Source organism: Nocardiopsis sp. NPDC007018 (assembly GCF_040635075.1).
In the GTDB taxonomy this organism is placed as follows: Bacteria; Actinomycetota; Actinomycetes; order Streptosporangiales; family Streptosporangiaceae; genus Nocardiopsis.
Map to the genome: position 1 here is coordinate 20401 of NZ_JBEYHA010000012.1, position 15728 is coordinate 36128.

The 15728-nt window shown below is 71.5% G+C and carries 16 protein-coding genes; 10 read left to right on the plus strand and 6 right to left on the minus strand.

The window, feature by feature from the left end:
- Positions 1-31: 31 nt before the first annotated feature.
- Positions 32-1372: a cytochrome P450 gene (locus ABZ635_RS09025; RefSeq protein WP_357761228.1), complete on the minus strand. Its 1341-nt coding sequence runs from the start codon at positions 1370-1372 to the stop codon at positions 32-34.
- A 12-nt stretch (positions 1373-1384) separates the two neighbouring features.
- Entirely contained in the window at positions 1385-2263 is an 879-nt protein-coding gene (locus tag ABZ635_RS09030) for an SMP-30/gluconolactonase/LRE family protein (RefSeq protein ID WP_357761231.1), read from the minus strand.
- 124 nt (positions 2264-2387) lie between these two features.
- Here ABZ635_RS09030 and ABZ635_RS09035 point away from each other — a divergent pair, with 124 nt between their 5' ends.
- The 8 genes from ABZ635_RS09035 (at position 2388) to ABZ635_RS09070 (ending at position 9865) form a co-directional block, all read left to right on the plus strand.
- The gene (locus ABZ635_RS09035; RefSeq protein ID WP_357761234.1) at positions 2388-3572 is read left to right on the plus strand and encodes a lipid-transfer protein; all 1185 of its coding nucleotides are present in this window, start codon (positions 2388-2390) and stop codon (positions 3570-3572) included.
- Position 3573: 1 nt separating this feature from the next.
- On the plus strand, positions 3574-4032 hold the full coding sequence (locus tag ABZ635_RS09040) for a MaoC family dehydratase N-terminal domain-containing protein (protein ID WP_357761237.1): 459 nt from the start codon (positions 3574-3576) through the stop codon (positions 4030-4032).
- Positions 4029-4481, plus strand: a complete 453-nt coding sequence (locus ABZ635_RS09045; protein ID WP_357761240.1) for a MaoC/PaaZ C-terminal domain-containing protein — start codon at positions 4029-4031, stop codon at positions 4479-4481. The genes ABZ635_RS09040 and ABZ635_RS09045 overlap by 4 nt, the downstream gene beginning before the upstream one ends.
- Entirely contained in the window at positions 4462-5292 is an 831-nt protein-coding gene (locus ABZ635_RS09050; RefSeq protein ID WP_357761242.1) for an SDR family oxidoreductase, read from the plus strand. Before ABZ635_RS09045 ends, ABZ635_RS09050 begins: the two co-directional genes overlap by 20 nt.
- Positions 5293-5306: 14 nt before the next feature.
- On the plus strand, positions 5307-6455 hold the full coding sequence (locus ABZ635_RS09055) for an acyl-CoA dehydrogenase family protein (RefSeq protein ID WP_357761245.1): 1149 nt from the start codon (positions 5307-5309) through the stop codon (positions 6453-6455).
- A 97-nt stretch (positions 6456-6552) separates the two neighbouring features.
- Positions 6553-8148: a long-chain-fatty-acid--CoA ligase gene (locus ABZ635_RS09060; RefSeq protein WP_357761248.1), complete on the plus strand. Its 1596-nt coding sequence runs from the start codon at positions 6553-6555 to the stop codon at positions 8146-8148.
- Positions 8129-9325 (plus strand): TetR/AcrR family transcriptional regulator, encoded by a 1197-nt coding sequence (locus ABZ635_RS09065; RefSeq protein ID WP_357761250.1) that lies wholly within the window; start codon positions 8129-8131, stop codon positions 9323-9325. Before ABZ635_RS09060 ends, ABZ635_RS09065 begins: the two co-directional genes overlap by 20 nt.
- Before the next feature lie 96 nt (positions 9326-9421).
- Positions 9422-9865, plus strand: a complete 444-nt coding sequence (locus ABZ635_RS09070) for a CBS domain-containing protein (protein WP_357761253.1) — start codon at positions 9422-9424, stop codon at positions 9863-9865.
- A gap of 4 nt (positions 9866-9869) precedes the next feature.
- Here ABZ635_RS09070 and ABZ635_RS09075 read toward each other — a convergent pair whose 3' ends face one another.
- The gene (locus ABZ635_RS09075) at positions 9870-10175 is read right to left on the minus strand and encodes a hypothetical protein (RefSeq protein WP_357761256.1); all 306 of its coding nucleotides are present in this window, start codon (positions 10173-10175) and stop codon (positions 9870-9872) included.
- 309 nt (positions 10176-10484) lie between these two features.
- On the opposite strand from ABZ635_RS09075, the gene ABZ635_RS09080 reads away from it, so the two are divergent.
- Positions 10485-12308 carry an SPFH domain-containing protein gene (locus ABZ635_RS09080; RefSeq protein ID WP_357761259.1) on the plus strand — a complete coding sequence of 608 codons (1824 nt, stop codon included), beginning with the start codon at positions 10485-10487 and terminating at the stop codon, positions 12306-12308.
- Positions 12309-13778, plus strand: coding sequence for an SPFH domain-containing protein (locus tag ABZ635_RS09085; RefSeq protein ID WP_357761262.1), 1470 nt, complete (start codon positions 12309-12311; stop codon positions 13776-13778). It abuts the gene before it with no gap.
- A gap of 105 nt (positions 13779-13883) precedes the next feature.
- Here ABZ635_RS09085 and ABZ635_RS09090 read toward each other — a convergent pair whose 3' ends face one another.
- The 3 genes from ABZ635_RS09090 to ABZ635_RS09100 form a co-directional block, all read right to left on the minus strand.
- Positions 13884-14090, minus strand: coding sequence for a hypothetical protein (locus ABZ635_RS09090; RefSeq protein ID WP_357761265.1), 207 nt, complete (start codon positions 14088-14090; stop codon positions 13884-13886).
- 148 nt (positions 14091-14238) lie between these two features.
- The gene (locus tag ABZ635_RS09095) at positions 14239-14895 is read right to left on the minus strand and encodes a hypothetical protein (RefSeq protein WP_357761267.1); all 657 of its coding nucleotides are present in this window, start codon (positions 14893-14895) and stop codon (positions 14239-14241) included.
- Positions 14896-14969: 74 nt separating this feature from the next.
- Positions 14970-15596 carry a DoxX family protein gene (locus ABZ635_RS09100; RefSeq protein ID WP_357761269.1) on the minus strand — a complete coding sequence of 209 codons (627 nt, stop codon included), beginning with the start codon at positions 15594-15596 and terminating at the stop codon, positions 14970-14972.
- Between the last annotated feature and the right edge of the window lie 132 nt (positions 15597-15728).

A 15728-nucleotide genomic window follows, 5' to 3' on the forward strand; every position in this document is an offset into this window, starting at 1 on the left:
GGGGCGGCGTGCGGTCGGGGAGGCTCCGGCGTCAGCCCCAGAGCCCGAACCGCCGCCACCAGGGGGTGGGTTCCGAGCGGCTCTCGGGCCCGGGGGTCTCGGGCCGGTTCCTCGGCTGGGAGTGCCGGTGCCGCAGGGGGCTGGGGGCCGACCTGGGGTGCGCGGGGGTGAACAGCACCGGCAGGTCCACCAGGGCCCGCACGTTGACGTGGGGCACCCAGCGGTGCCGTTCGGGTGGCTCGGCCAGACGCAGGTCGGGGAGTCGACTGGTGATCGTGCTCAGGGCGATCTCCGCCATCGACTGCCCGAGGTCCCGGCCGTACCGGGGGCAGCGGTGCGCCCCGGTTCCGAAGGTCAGGTGCGCCCGGGTGAAGGCGGTCTGCGCGTGGGGGGTGCGGTCGAGCAGGTCGGTGTTGGCCGCGGCGAAGCCCAGCAGCAGACAGTCCCCGGCCTTGATGTGGTAGTCACCCAGGCGTACGTCACGGGTGGGGAACCGGCCCACCAGCACCTCCATGGGGGTGGAGTGCAGCAACACGTAGTTCACGGTCTCCGAGATCAGCATCTGGGAGCCGGTGTGGTGGGAGGCCAGCCACTGGTCCATCAGGAGCCGACGCAGGGACGCCCCGATGGAGTTGGTGACGAGGTCGTTGGTTCCCGCGACGATGAGGGTGAGCTGGTCACAGACCTGGGAGTCGCTCTGCCCGTTGGCGATCAGGTACGAGGGCAGGTCCTCGCCGGGGGCGGCCCGCCGGCTCCTGGCCAACTGGGTCAGGAGGACCTTCAGCTCGCGGGCGCCCTCGGGGGAGTCCGCGCCGCCTCCCCAGAGCTTGCCCATGGACGTGGCGAGCTCGTTCACGTCCTCCGGCCCCAGGTTCAGGAGGCGGCCCAGGACGTGCAGGGGGAGGAGCCGCGCGTACTCGCCGATCAGGTCGGCCCGGCCGCGCTCGCAGAAGGAGTCCACGAGGTCTTCGGCCACCTCCTGGATCTGGCCGATCACGCGCCGCTCGTCCAGTGCGCTGAAGGCCTTCTGCATACCCTCGGAGAGAAAGCGGTGTTCCTCTCCGTCGACGTAGAGCACGGACTCGCGCTTCTCGTTGATGGCCCGGACCCCGGAGTCCGCGGGGATCACCCCCTTCGCGAGGTCGTGCCAGTAGTCGCGGTCGCACCGGTAGGTGGCGTTGTCGGACATCACCCGGTAGTTGACCTCGTAGGAGAGCAGGAGCCACGCGGGCACCCCCGGTTCCAGGTAGACCGGGGCGACCTCTCCGTAGGTCTGCCTGAGCTGCCGCCAGAACGCGTCGCGGTCGTCGGGTATGGGTTCGTACAGTCGGACGGGGGGACGCGCCGAGGGGGCGCGGTGGGACGTGGGCATGGGTGTCGTTCCTCAGCCGACGAGGGGGCCGGGTATGCGTACGGTGGCGGCCTCCAGACGGGAGGAGCCCTCGAAGTTGTTGGCCATCCGCCCCATGTCGGTCTCGGCCGCGCAGAGGTAGAGGGTCCGCCCGTCCGGGCCGCCCAGTGCGCAGGAGACCACCCAGTGGCCAGCGGTGGCGGTGTTCACGACCTCGGTGACCTCGCCCTCGGGTGAGAGCCGACGGACCTGGCTGGAGAACGGCGCGGTGACCCAGACCCCTCCCTCGGAGTCCACGCAGAGCCCGTCCAGGGCGTCGCGCTCCAGGCTGTCGAACTGGCGCAGGACCCGCTGGTTCGACAGCGCGCCGCCCGCGTCGACGTCGAAGGCGCTCAGCCGGAACCCGAAGGTCTCCGCCACGTAGAGGGTGCCGCCGTCCGGGCTGAGGCCGACGCCGTTGGGGCAGACCAGCCCCTCGCCCGCCGTGGAGACCTCGCCCTCGGGGCTGACCACCACGACCGGAGCGGGGGCGACCTCGCCCCCGTTGAACAGGTCGTAGCCGATCTGGGTGATGTAGGCCCGGCCCTGGTCGTCCACCCACATGTCGTTGGCGGCGACGGCGACGTCGCCGAGTTCCGCGACCACCTCGGTGGTGCCGCCGGGGGTGATGCGGCGCAGGACGGAGTCGGCCTGGGTGACCACCAGGGGGGTGCCGTCCGGGAGGAAGCCGAGGCCCGAGGGCTTGGCGTCGGGAAGGTCGGCGACCACGTGGGACTCGCCGGTGCGCGGGTCCAGGCGGTGGACGAGGCCTCGGGGGATGTCGGAGCACCAGAGTTCTCCCTTGTACCAGCGCGCCCCTTCGAGGTACTGGAAGCCGTCCTTCACCACCGCTGCGGTCTGCTGCTTCGTCACCGTGGACCGTCCTTCTCTTGGGGGGACCATTGGCAGGGCCCCGACTTTCGTGTACACAGTAAGTGAATCAGCGTTCTCAGAGAAGCACAATATGTGTAGCCGGGGATTCTGCGGGAGGGTGAAGATGGTGTCGCGTGTGCGCATCGCGGGGGTCGGCATGTCCCGATTCTCGATGCCAAGAAGAAGTGAAAATTACGACGTCCTCGCGGTAGAGGCGATCACGGCGGCGCTGACTGACAGCGGCGTGGAGCTGGCCGACATTGATCAGGCCTATGCGGGCTATGTGTATGGTGATTCCACTTCTGGTCAGAACAGCCTCTACCAGGTCGGACTCCCGGGAGTCCCTGTGGTCAACGTGAACAACAACTGCTCGACGGGCTCGACCGCGCTGTGGCTCGCGCGACAGGCGGTGGAGAGCGGGGCGGCCCGGTGCGTGCTCGCGTTCGGCTTCGAACAGATGCGCCCCGGGGCACTGGGCACGGTCTGGGACGACCGCCCCAGCCCCTTCGACCGCTTCACCGCGGCGCTGGACACGGTGCCGGGGTCGGACCCCGGTGCCCCGCTCGCGGCCCGGCTCTTCGGCGGCGCGGGCGCGGCCTACGCCGAGCGCTACGACACCCGCCCGGACCTGTTCGCACGGATCGCGGTGAAGGCCCGTCTGCACGCCGCGGCCAACCCCAACGCGGTTCTGCGCGATCCCGTCACGGTCGAGGAGGTCATGGCCGCGCCCGCGGTGTTCGGACCACTGACCAGGTCGCAGTGCTGTCCCCCGACCTGCGGGGCGGCGGCGGTGCTGGTGTGCGACGCCGGGTTCGCCCGGGAACGGGGACTGGACGCCCGAGTGGGTGTGGTGGCGCAGTCCATGACCACCGACCGGCCCGTGTCCTTCGAGGGCGACCCGATCGACCTGGTGGGCGCGGACATGACCCGAAGGGCCGCCGCGCGGGTCTACGAGGCGGCCGGGATCGGACCGGAGGACATCCCCGTGGTGGAGCTGCACGACTGCTTCACCACCAACGAGGTGCTCACCTACGAGGCCCTGGGCCTGACCGGGGAGGGGACCGCCGAGCGGTTCGTCCTGGACGGGGAGAACACCTACGGCGGGCGCGTGGTCACCAACCCCTCCGGAGGGCTGCTCTCGAAGGGCCATCCGCTGGGGGCGAGCGGACTGGCCCAGTGCGCGGAGCTCGTGTGGCAGCTGGAGGGCCGTGCCGGTGACCGCCAGGTGGAGGGGGCGCGTGTGGGCCTCCAGCACAACATCGGCCTGGGCGGAGCCTGCGTGGTCACGCTCTACCAGCGGGAGGACTGACATGCCGCTCTCCGCCGAGGTGGTCGGCACCCCGATGCCGGACGCGTCCCTTCTGCTGGAACGGGGCCGACTGCGGTTGTTCTGCGAGGCGATCGGAGAGACCTCCCCCGTGTACCTGGACGTGGCGGCCGCCCGGGCCGCCGGCCACCCCGACCTGCCCGTCCCCCCGACCTTCCTGGCCGCGATCCAGCACGAGGTCCCCCAGCCCCTCCGCTGGATCGAGGAACTGGGCGCCGATCCGCGCCGCGTCCTGCACGGGGAGCAGGCCTTCACCTACCACCGCATGGTGCACGCGGGCCAGACGGTCACGCTCCGCGGGAGCGTCACCGGCCACACGGTCAAGAAGGGCGGGGCCATGGAACTGCTCACCCGTTCCTTCGTCGTCACCGACGAGACGGGCGGAACCGTCGCCGAACTGGAGGACGTCGTGGTCGTCAGGGGTACGGAGGCCGACCGGTGACGGGGACGGAACTCCGTGTCGGAGACGAACTGCCGCCCCTGCGCCTGGAACCGGTCTCACGGACCACGCTCGCCCTCTTCGCGGGCGGGTCCGGCGACCACAACCCCGTGCACATCGACCTCGACGCCGCGCGCGGGGCGGGCATGGACGACGTGTTCGCCCACGGCATGCTCAGCATGGCCTACGTGGGGCGGTTCCTGACGGCCTGGGCGCCGCAGGAGCGCCTGCGGTCGTTGCGCGTGCGGTTCACCGCCATCACCCCGGTCCACGCGCGTCCCGTCTGTTCGGGAACGGTCAGCGCGATCGAGGACGGGGACGGCGAACGGCGGGCCACGATCCGGCTGACGGTCCGGCTCGCCGACGGCACCACCACACTGACGGGCGAGGCGACCGTGGCACTCGACCCACTGACGAAGGGCACGGAGAACGATGACGAAGTTGGACGGTAGGTCCGCGCTGGTGACCGGGGGCGGGCGTGGCATCGGCCGCGCGATCGCCCTCAAGCTGGCCTCCGAAGGCGCCCACGTGGTGCTCAACGACCTGGACGAGGGCCCCGCGAGGGAGACGGTGGAGCTCATCGGTGAACGGGGTGGTCGGGCGACCGCCCACGTGGGGAGCGTGAGCGACCCCTCCTTCCCCGAAGCCTTCGTCGACACGGCCGTGGAGGCCTGCGGCGGAATCGACATCATCGTCAACAACGCCGGCTTCACCTGGGACAACGTGATCCAGCGCATGAGTGACGAACAGTGGGACGCGATCCTGGACGTGCACCTGAAGGCACCGTTCCGGCTCCTGCGCGCCGCGCAGCCGGTGATCTCGGCCGCCGTGAAGGCCGAACGGGCCGCCGGAGCGACCGTGCCGTGCCGCAAGGTCGTCAACATCTCGTCCATCGCGGGGGTGGGCGGTAACGCGGGGCAGGCCAACTACGCCTCGGCCAAGGCCGGGGTGGAGGGACTCACCCGCACCCTGGCCAAGGAGTGGGGGCGCTACAACGTGACCGTCAACGCCGTCGCCTTCGGCATGATCCACACCCGGCTGACGGCGGCCTCCGCCGACGGCGACACCACCGTCAACATCCAGGGCCGAGACCTCAGGGTCGGTCTGAACCCCGAGCTGCTGCGGCACATGGAGTCCTCGATCCCCCTGGGACGGGGCGGTACCCCGGAGGAGGCGGCGGGTGCCGTCTACCTGCTCTGCGCGCCCGAGTCGGACTACGTCAGCGGACAGACCCTGGTCTGCGGCGGCGGGTTCATGGTCTAGGAGGGAACGGACACATGCGGGGAACCGAGGAGACGGGGACCGACGCGGCGGACCTGGCCGCACTGCGCGAGCTGGCGCGCGTCTTCTGCGAGCGGGAGCTGGTGCCGCACCAGGAGCGCTGGCGTGAACAGCACCGGGTGGACCGCGAGCTGTGGCACCGGGCGGGGCGGGCGGGACTGCTGTGCCTGTCCATCCCCGAGGAGTACGGCGGTGGCGGCGGCACCTACGCGCACGAGGCCGTGCTCGTGGAGGAACAGGCGCGCGCGGGCGACACCGCGTGGGGAGTGGCGGTGCACTCCACCGTCGCGGCCCCCTACCTGCTGGCCTACGGAACGCCGGAGCAGCGGCGCGCCTGGCTGCCGCCGATGGCCACCGGCGAGGTGGTGGCGGCGATCGCGATGACCGAGCCCGGGACGGGTTCGGACCTGAAGGCGGTGGCCACACGGGCCCGTCGCGAGGGTGACGAGTACGTGATCAGCGGGTCCAAGACGTTCATCACCAACGCCACCCAGGCGGATCTCGTGATCGTGGTGGCCCGGACCGGGCCCGGGGAGGGAGCGCACGGTCTGTCACTGATCCTCGTGGAGTCCGACCGGCCCGGATTCCGGCGCGGTCGCGTCCTGGAGAAGATCGGCCAGCGCGGCCAGGACGCCTCCGAGCTGTTCCTGGACGAGGTGCGGGTGCCCGCCGACCGCGTGCTGGGCGGCGAACCCGGCCGGGGGTTCGCCCAGCTGATGGAACAGCTGCCCCAGGAGAGGCTCACCATCGCCATCACCGCGGTCGTGGCGATGGAGACCGCCGTGGAGAGCACGCTCGCCTACACCAAGGAGAGGACCGCCTTCGGCCGTCGGGTCTTCGACTTCCAGAACACGCGGTTCACCCTGGCCGAGGCGGCCACCGAGGCCAGGGTGGCGCGCACGTTCCTCGACGACTGCCTCGCCCGGCACCTGCGTGGGGAACTGGACGCCGCCACGGCGGCCATGGCCAAGTACTGGACCACCGAGCGCGCGTCGCGGGTGGTCGACCAGTGCCTCCAGCTGCACGGGGGCTACGGCTACATGGCCGAGTACCCGATCTCGCACCTGTGGGTGGACCAGCGGGTCCAGCGCATCTACGGGGGCACCACCGAGATCATGAAGGAGGTGATCTCCCGCCAGCTCTGACCCCCGCCCCCTTGGTCCGCCGCCCCCCGACCTCTCGACCACCGAGCGCGCCGCCCGCCGCGGTCGCCGCCCCCCGAACACCGTGACGGAGCACGCCATGTACCTGACGCAGTACCTGCACAACGCCCTCCAGCAGGACCCCGGCCGCCCGCTGGTACGGCACCGCGACGGCGACCTCACCGTGGCCCGGTCGGTCAACCGGGTGGCCCGCCTGGCCGGAGCACTGCGCGAGCGGGGGGTGTCGTCCGGTGACCGGGTGGGTGTCCTGGCACTCAACTCCGAGCACTTCCACGAGGTGCTGCTCGCGGTGCCCTGGGCCGACGCCGTGCTCGTCCCGCTGAACTTCCGGTGGAGCGTGCCCGAGCTGGCCCACGCCGTGGACGAGTCGGGGGTCGGGGTCCTGTTCGTGGACGACCACACACGAGAGGCGGGCCGCGAACTCCTCGACCGCTGCCCCGACCTGCGGGAACTCGTCCACTCCGGAAGCCGGCCCTGCCCCAGTGACATGGTCGACCACGAGCAGTTGGTCGCGGGGGCGGGGCCGGTCCCCGACTCACGCAGGGGCGGCGACGACCTGTTCGGGATCTTCTACACGGGAGGAACGACCGGCACCCCCAAGGGGGTCATGCTCAGCCACGACAACGTCGCCGTGAGCGCGCTGGGCTTCCTGGCGTCCGGGGACACGACCGGCACCGGCGGCCGCGCGCTGCACGTGGCACCCATGTTCCACCTGGCCGGGGCCTTCATCTGGCTCACCGGACTCATCCGGGGGGCGACGCACCTGTTCCTGCCGTCCTTCGACCCGGGCGAGGTCCTGGAGGTCCTGGAGCGCGAACAGGTCACCGACGTGCTCCTGGTGCCGACCATGCTCCAGATGATGGTCGACCACCCCGACGCGGAGCGGCGCGACCTGTCCGGGGTCCGGCACGTGACCTACGGGACCTCGCCGATCTCCGACGCCCTGCTGGAGCGCGTGCGCCAGCTCTTCCCCCGAGCCGGGTTCGCCCAGGCCTACGGCATGACCGAGCTGGCCCCCATCGCCACGGTCCTGCTCCCCGCCGACCACGAACACGAGGAGCTGCGCCGTTCGGCCGGGCGGGCGGCGCCGCACTCCGAGGTCCGGGTGGTCGACGAGCGGGACCGGGAGGTGGAACGGGGCACGGTCGGGGAGATCGTCGTGCGCGGCGACCACGTGATGGTGGGCTACTGGCAACGCCCGGAAGAGACGGAACGGGCCCTGCGCGGCGGGTGGATGCACACCGGGGACGCCGGGTTCATGGACGGTCGCGGGTACGTCCACGTGGTGGACCGCATCAAGGACATGATCATCACGGGCGGGGAGAACGTGTACTCGGCCGAGGTCGAGTCGGTGCTGGCCGGCCACCCCGGGGTGGCCTCGTGCGCGGTGATCGGCGTCCCCGACCCCGTCTGGGGGGAACGCGTGCACGCCGTGGTGGTGCCGCGGCCGGGGCACCAGCCCTCCACGAAAGAACTGCGCGAGCACTGCCTGGCGCACATCGCGTCCTACAAGTCGCCCCGGAGTTCCGAGCTCGTTTCCGAGATGCCGCTGGCAGGCACCGGTAAGATCCTCAAACGCGAGCTCCGCAGGGCTCACCGGGAGGGGGCCCACGGGGCCCCGGGCGAGGCGGCGCGGCCGGTGAGTGGGGAGGACCATGGCAGACGAGGTGGCTGAGGGACCCGAGCGCGGCACCCGGCCCCGCAACCGCCGCGAACTGATCATCGCGGCGGCGACCGACCTGTTCCACCGGCACGGCTACGAGGCCGTGTCCATGAACATGGTCGCCGACGCCGTCAACGTGAGCCCCTCGGCGCTCTACCGGCACTTCCGCGGCAAACCGCAGCTGCTCACCGCCGCGGTGACGAACGAGATGGAACCGTTCCGGGAGACCATCGCCGAGGTCCGGGGAGCCGATCTGGACACGGTGACGCGGAGCCTGGCCCGCACCGCCACGGAACACGACCGGCTCGGGGTGCTCTGGGTCCGTGAGGCGCGGGGGCTCCCGGCCGAGCAGTACGGACTGCTGCGGGGCGAGGTCTCCCGCAGCATGCGGCTCATCGCGTCGATGATCGCGGACCGCAGGCCGGACCTGGACGAGCGCGGGTCCCGACTGCTGGCACGGGGCCTGTGCTCGGCGATGACCGTCACCTCCTCCAGGCGTCCGACGCTGTCGGCGTCCCGTCGGCAACAGGTGCTCCAGGAGGTGCTGCTCTCCATCGCCGAACTCACCCCGGCACCGGCGGAGGGAGAGGGCGCGCCCGCCCGGCTCCCCACGGGGCTGGTGCCGACGGCGAGGCGCGAGCGCCTGCTCGCGGGCGCCCTGGCCCTGTTCGCCGAACACGGGTACCCGGCGGTGGGCATCGACGACATCCGCCACCGGGCGGGGCTGTCCACCTCCAGCGTGTACCGCGAGTTCGAGTCCAAGAGGGATCTGCTGGCGGCCCTGCTGCACCGGGGTGACGAGTGGCTGCGCCACGACATGCACCGCGCCCTGCGCGGGGCCTGGGACCCGGCCGACGGACTCCGGCGGCTGCTGGCGTCCTACGTCGACTTCGTGGCCCGGCACCACGACTACGTGACCGTCCTGCTGTGCGACTCCCGGCACTGCGAGGGGAGCGACCGTGAGCGGACCAGGCGGACGCAGCGCGAGTACGTCGGCGAGTGGGTGACGCTCGTGCTGGCCAGTGTCCCCGGGATGACCGAGGCCGAGGCCGAGGTCCGCGTGGCGATCGTGCTGAACGTGGCCAACGACATCGCCCGCACCCCGGGCCCGCGCGAACGCCCGGAGACGTGGCGGACCCTGAGGCGGCTGGGGCGCGCCGTCCTCCTGCCGGAGCGGAGGAGCGGGTGACCCCGTGCCCGTGCGCGGCGCGGACCCCGTGGTTGACGGGGGCGGGGAGCGGGTAACCCTTCGGCACCCGTCGAGGACCGGGAGAAGGTGGTGCCCATGCTGATCGCCGCGATCCTGCGGGCGAAGGGGTCCGAGGTGGTGCGCGTCGCTCCCGAGTCGACCGTCGCCCACCTGCTCGCCGAACTCGCCCGTCACAACATCGGCGCCGTCGTCGTGGCCGAGGACGACACCCTCGTGGGGATCGTCTCCGAGCGGGACGTGGTCCGTCACCTGGAACGCCGGGGGCCCGCCGTGCTGTCCGCGCCGGTCTCCGACATCATGACCGCCGACGTCGTCACGTGCACTCCCGAGGACACCGTGGAGGAGGTCAGCGAACGCATGACCGTACGCCGGTTCCGGCACGTCCCGGTGACCTCCGAGGGTCGGCTGGCCGGGATCGTCAGCATCGGGGACCTGGTCAAGAGCCGTGTGCGGGTCCTGGAGGACGACCGGGAGCAGCTGGAGGCCTACATCCACGGCCGCCACCGCCCCCCGCGCTGAGGGTTCAGGCCTCGGAGCGGTCTCCGGCGGCCACGGCGACGGCGGCGGTCGCCGCGGTCACGCCCAGTACGGCGGGCCAGGCCCCGACCCTCTTGGCCAGCGGGTGCGACAGGCCGAAGGCCGCGACGTACACGGCGGTGAGGACGCCCGCGGCGCCCATCCCGGAACCGCGGCGCGTGGTCTCGAAGGCCGCCGCGCCGAAACCGGCCAGTACCGCGCCACCGAGCGGCCGGTTGCCGGTGGCGCGGGCCACCGAGTATCCGCCGATCAGTCCGGCGGTGGTCAGGACGGCACTGGGTACTGCGGACATCGAGGGCTCCCCGTTCTGCGCGATGCGGTCACGTCGAGGCTAGCCCCGCCCCCGGGGCGGCGCCATCCGGCACGCGTGCGGCGGAGGGCGCCCTGGTCAGCGGGCGGATCGGCGCGGGGTCACCGTGCGGCCCGTTTCGCGTCACGCTCGGGACACGACCGATGGGTTTCGGCTTGCCCCCGTGACAAGCTAGGTGCAGACCACTACCGGTTTGTCCGGCGATGAACCCGTCCCGACCTGGAACCAGATCTCGGTACGCCACGTCGAACCCGATAGTTCCCGCTGATTCGTCGAAGGAAGTGCATGCCTATGTCGTTCGCGCAAACGGTGCGCGGCGCGGCCAGCGCGGTAGCCCAGGGGGGCGACCCGCGCCAGGCCGTGACCGACGCAGTCCAACAGGCCGCGGGCCAGATGACCGGACCGGGTTCCGGTCAGCGGGCCGGTCAGAGTTCGGAGGGCGGTCTCGATCCCCGGGACTTCGTGGCGGCACGCGAACAGGGCGCCTCCGTCGACACCCGGATCGAACAGAAGACCACCTCGCTGAGCACCGCGGGCGAGGCCCTCAACCGCAGCTACTACGAGCGCGGCCGGGGCGGCCCCGTCCACGTCATCTGCCCGATGGTCATCCCCCGGGGACGCACCTTCGTGACGATGCTCCCCGCGATCGCCCTGGTCGTCATCGGCGTCATCGGCTTCTCGACCGCCGCCGCCACGGCGATGGTCACCGGAGCCAACCCCCTGCTCAACCCCTTCTTCGGCGTCCACTACTGGATCATCACCGCGGCCGTCACCGGCTTCATGTGGTGGCGCCAGGGCATGGTCATGGTGCCGGAGGGCTGCCAGGCCATCGTCACCCGCTTCGGCAAGATGGAGAACCTCTACCAGCCGGGCAGGGTCACCCTGTTCAACCCCTGGAAGCGCGTCTCCTACATCGTCAACACCACGCGCGAGTACCCGTTCAACGCCCCGATCCGCTCCGCCCCCACCAAGAGCGGCGTCCAGGCCTCGGTCGACCTCTTCGTGCAGTTCAAGATCGAGAACGCCACCGACTTCGTCTACACCCTCGGCGGCGTCCCGGGCTTCCAGGAGAAGCTCAACAACGCCATCAGCGAGACCACCCGCAGCCTCATCTACGAGCAGGAGGCCTCGGCGATCTACGACATGGTCGGCGAGAGCACCCAGGCGCTGCTGGACTCCCTGAACCGCCAGTTCGGCGGCATCGTCGTCCTGACCAGCGCCAACATCACCCATGCCGAGCCCTCCAGCCAGGAGTACCGGATGGACCTGGCGGCGCCGGAGATGGTCCGCGTGGCCAAGGACGCCTACACGTTCGAGTACGAGCTCCAGCTCCGCAAGGAACAGAACGAGGGTGACCTGAACAAGGAGCTCGCCACCCTCAACGAGACGCTCTCCGCGATCCAGGCCGACATCGCCCAGTACCAGGCGCAGATGGACACCGCTCTCGAGCGTGAGACCAACCGCGCCCGCGCCACCGCCCGGCAGCGCTTCGTGGAGGCCGAGTCCGAGGCCAACGCCAACGCGGCGCTCCTCCAGGCCCAGGCCCTGGACATCCGCGCGGTCAGCGCCGCCGAGGCCCCCGAGATCCTCAACTACCGGTTCCGGGAGAACCTCCTGGACAAGCTGGAGTCGGTCGCCGACAGCCTGCCGCAGGTGTTGAGGATCGGCTCCGGTGACGGCGCCAGCGTCGACTACCTGCGCATCGCCCAGGAGATCATCGGCCAGACCGACGCGGCCCTGTTCTCCGACGCCGACATGGCCGCGATCCGTGAGCGCCTGGGGGACATCAACTCCCGCATCGCCGAGCGCCAACAGGAGATCGACGCGATCGTCGAGGACGAGGCGGGCGAGCGCCGCCGCCCCACAGCGGAGGACCCGGGTGAGGACCTCGTGGAGGAGATCCGCCAGTCGGTGAGCGACGACGCCATCGACGAACGCATCTCCGAGGCCGCGCCCGCCGACGCCCCCGCCGACACCACGGCTCCGACGTCCGCGACGCGGTCCCCGTCCGACGCCCCGCCGCCGACCGGCGCCCCGTTCCAGAACCCGCAGGACCCGCCGCTGCCCCCGTGGTCGCAGGGCGGTTCGCAGGGCCAGTTCCCGGGAGGTCAGTAGATGAGTGAGTCCTTCAACCCCGGCGGTGGCTCCAACATCAAGGAGTCCCTGGCCTCGTGGGGAGACCTCGCGGGCCTGTTGCGCGGCGGCGACCAGGGCGCGATCGTCCCCGTCGTCATCCCGCGCGACACCCGCGGCCTGCGCTGGACCATCCTGGTCTGGTTCGGCCTGTTCGCCATCACCTCCGCCCTGATGATGTCGCTGCACGTCGCCTTCGGCGGGGCCGTGGCCGGTCTCGCCTACGGGACCCTGGCCGTGCCGACCCTGCTCGTCGGCGTGCTCAGCGTGCTGGCGGCGGGCCTGTGGTGGTGGCGCGGCTCGATCGTGGAGATCGAGGAGGGCACCACCGGCATCCTCACCAAGTACGGCGCCTTCGCCAAGAGCATCGGCCCGGGCCGCCACTACCTGTGGCACCCGTGGGCGCGGGTGGACTTCGTGGTCGACACGCGCACGGAGATCCCCTACACGGCGCCCGTACTGGCCTGCCCCACGCGGGAGAACGTGCCGCTGAAGTCGATCGAGTTCTTCCTGAAGTTCCGGATCGAGGAGCCGTACCGGTTCGTCACCTCGATCGGCGCGAGCAACTTCGACCTGGTGCTGTCCAGCGCGGTGCAGGACGCCATCCGCCAGCGCAGCCGCATGGTGAACACCGAGTCCGCCTACGACCTGCGCGGCTCCAACGTCGAGGACATGCGCAGCCTGCTCAACACGCAGCTGCACAAGTACGGCGTGACCATCACCGGCTGCAACATCCCGGACGTGCAGCTGCCCAGCCAGTACCAGCAGCACCTGGCCACCCGGGAGAGGGTCGCCAAGGAACTGGTCGCCTACGAGCAGGAGTGGGAGCTCACGCGCAAGCGCCGCATCGACACCCTGCTGATGGACATCGAGCGCTCCAAGAAGACCCGTGACGCGAAGATCGTCGAGGTCAACGCCTCCCTGAACAAGGCGCGCAAGGACGTGGCCCAGATGTTGGAGGAGCAGGAGACCGAGGCCCAGCGGGTGCGGTACGAGATCGAGACGCGCGGGCGGGCAGACCTGGTCGCCGCCGAGAACGAGGCCAAGGCGCAGCACCGGCTGGCCACGGCCTACCGGGACAACCGGGCCGTGCTGGAGTACGAGCTGGCCCGACGCCGCCTCGACGTCGGCGCCGCGCTGGCCGAGCGGGCCCCGCGTCCGGTCGTGGTGCAGACGGAGGGCGGTTCCGGGGACGGCTCCGCGCTGTCCACCCTGCTCACCGCACAGCTGCTGCCCCAGGTGCTCGACAACGGCGGCGGCGCGTCCCGCTCGCTGGGAGCCTCCGCCGCGCACGAGGCCTTCGAGGGCGTGCAGGGTTCGGTGGCGGCGGCCGCGGCCCGCCAGCAGCAGATGGCCGAGGAGTACCAGAGCCAGCAGGACACCGCGATGCGCCAGCAGTTCGAGCGCGGTGACGGGTACCGGGGCGGCCAGGGCGGTCGCCGGGGTCGCTGATCCCGGACCGGCCGGCCACCGCCGACGGAACGCACGGGGCCCCGCCGCCCTCCCGGACTCCGGGGGGGTGGCGGGGCCCCCGTCGCGCGCGTACCGTGCGCGAACTCAGCTCGCGGTCGTCAGGGCCGGGTGCAGGGTCAGCCCCGAGTATCCGGCGATGTCGATGCCGTGCCGTGCGGCGATCTCGACGAGGTCCTCGACCTCTCCGGCCTGCGCCTTGGCGAGGTCGTCGTCTCCGACGGCGTGGGCGCGGCGCAGCGCGGTGAGGGAGTCGTGCAGACGCAGGTGAAGGGTGAGCGCGAACTCGCGCATGGTTCCTCTTCTCGGGTGACGAGACTGCGGTGGGGGAGAACCGTGAGGGTGTCTCCCGGGGGACCGTCCCTGTCTACACGCCGAGGGTGAGAGCCGGGTTGGAGCGGGACAGCGCCGGGTAAAGCGCCGGTCCCACCCGCTCCCCGTCCTAGTGGTCCACCCACACGTACCAGTCGCCGGAGACGTGTTCGTAGATCCGCGACCCCTGGCCGGGAACGAAGACCCCCACGGGGATCTCCTCGGTGCTGTGCGCCAGTCCGGCCGGGTAGAACAGCCCGGCCTTCTCCACCTCGTAGTGGGTGACGTCGCCGGTGACGGACACGCTGCGCAACGGGTAGAGGCCGGTCCACTCCCCGTTGCGGGGGATGGTCGTGGGGTCGGCCACCTCGTCGCGTAGTTCCAGGAGCTGCTCGGAGGAACCCGCCACGCGTGTCTTGAGCGGCACGTCGGCGACGGCCAGGCCCAGCGCCAGGAAGGCGATGAGCGGGGCGGAGATCCAGCGCAGCCAGTAGTGGCGGATCATCGGCCGGGCCACGGCCAGCGCGATCCCGAGGCGCAGCGCGCCCATCCCGGCCAGGAGGAGCCCGCCGCCGAGGCCGATCACGAACGTGGGCAGGTGCCCGGCGGGCACGCTGTCCTCGAAGAGCAGGGCCAGCCCGATCACCGCGCAGGCGGGGATGTAGAGCCGGCCGGGGGGACGGGAGGCCCAGCTGATCAGCCGCTGGCCCAGCGTCGGCTTCTCGGCGATCTCGATCAGCTTGGCCACGGACCCGTCGGGGTTCGGGCCGGAAGCCGAGGCGGACATGGCGATCCTTCCATCGAATCCGGGTCACGGCGACGCGGGCCCGATGGGCGGCCGAGGGGCTCGAACGGGCCGCGTCACAGTCGATTCGGCCGACGCGGTGCGGCCTGCTCCACAGGATAGAGCAGAGGAGGGGCGTGTTCGGGGCGACGGGGGGAAAGAGCGGACGTCCGTCCCCGCCTGGCGGAGACGCCACGGCGGCTGACCTGGCGGTGTCCGCGGGGCCGGGGAGTGAGGACGAGGTAGTCCCACGACCACCGGCCCCCGCCGACCGCCATGAGCACGCACACCGCCGTGACCAGCGCGGTCGCTCCCCAGGAGCCGAACGGGGAGGACTCGGAGGCCGCGGTGGCGAGCGTGCCGACCACGGCTGACAGGGCCAGGAGCGGCCCGGTCAGCCATGTGAGCAGACCCACGGCGAAGGAGACCGAGAGCGCGACGAGCAGCGCGGGGACCACGGGCGCGACCAGGGAGGCGGCGGGCACCCCGGAGTCGGCCAGCCGCTCGGTGACCAGGGCCTCCCGGCCGCGCAGCGCCAGTCCGTACTCGGCGAACACCCAGCCCACCCCCACCCGGGTGGCGGCGGCGATGACGTCGTAGAGGCGACCGTGCAGGAACGGGGGACCGGGCCGGTGCCGTGACGCGGGGCGGGCCGGAGTGCGCGGCGGGGGTACGGGCCGTGTTCTCGGCCTGGTGTGCTGCATGTCCATTCCTTCCGGCGGCCCGGCACGGCGGTCCCAACAAGCGGAAACTACCGAAAGTCACGCTCCATGACTGGTTGTCACGCACGGTGAGTCGCACAATACCCATCAGAGGGGCGTCCGGAAGGGGTGCGG

Bases quoted from the DNA above. Each gene is read 5' to 3' on its own strand.
- ABZ635_RS09090 (WP_357761265.1), bottom strand. From the start codon at position 14,090: ATGCGCGAGTTCGCGCTCACCCTTCACCTGCGTCTGCACGACTCCCTC.
- ABZ635_RS09095 (WP_357761267.1), bottom strand. From the start codon at position 14,895: ATGTCCGCCTCGGCTTCCGGCCCGAACCCCGACGGGTCCGTGGCCAAG.
- ABZ635_RS09075 (WP_357761256.1), bottom strand. From the start codon at position 10,175: ATGTCCGCAGTACCCAGTGCCGTCCTGACCACCGCCGGACTGATCGGC.
- ABZ635_RS09040 (WP_357761237.1), top strand. From the start codon at position 3,574: ATGCCGCTCTCCGCCGAGGTGGTCGGCACCCCGATGCCGGACGCGTCC.
- ABZ635_RS09065 (WP_357761250.1), top strand. From the start codon at position 8,129: ATGGCAGACGAGGTGGCTGAGGGACCCGAGCGCGGCACCCGGCCCCGC.
- ABZ635_RS09050 (WP_357761242.1), top strand. From the start codon at position 4,462: ATGACGAAGTTGGACGGTAGGTCCGCGCTGGTGACCGGGGGCGGGCGT.
- ABZ635_RS09070 (WP_357761253.1), top strand. From the start codon at position 9,422: ATGCTGATCGCCGCGATCCTGCGGGCGAAGGGGTCCGAGGTGGTGCGC.
- ABZ635_RS09025 (WP_357761228.1), bottom strand. From the start codon at position 1,372: ATGCCCACGTCCCACCGCGCCCCCTCGGCGCGTCCCCCCGTCCGACTG.
- ABZ635_RS09035 (WP_357761234.1), top strand. From the start codon at position 2,388: ATGGTGTCGCGTGTGCGCATCGCGGGGGTCGGCATGTCCCGATTCTCG.
- ABZ635_RS09085 (WP_357761262.1), top strand. From the start codon at position 12,309: ATGAGTGAGTCCTTCAACCCCGGCGGTGGCTCCAACATCAAGGAGTCC.
- ABZ635_RS09055 (WP_357761245.1), top strand. From the start codon at position 5,307: ATGCGGGGAACCGAGGAGACGGGGACCGACGCGGCGGACCTGGCCGCA.
- ABZ635_RS09080 (WP_357761259.1), top strand. From the start codon at position 10,485: ATGTCGTTCGCGCAAACGGTGCGCGGCGCGGCCAGCGCGGTAGCCCAG.
- ABZ635_RS09060 (WP_357761248.1), top strand. From the start codon at position 6,553: ATGTACCTGACGCAGTACCTGCACAACGCCCTCCAGCAGGACCCCGGC.
- ABZ635_RS09100 (WP_357761269.1), bottom strand. From the start codon at position 15,596: ATGCAGCACACCAGGCCGAGAACACGGCCCGTACCCCCGCCGCGCACT.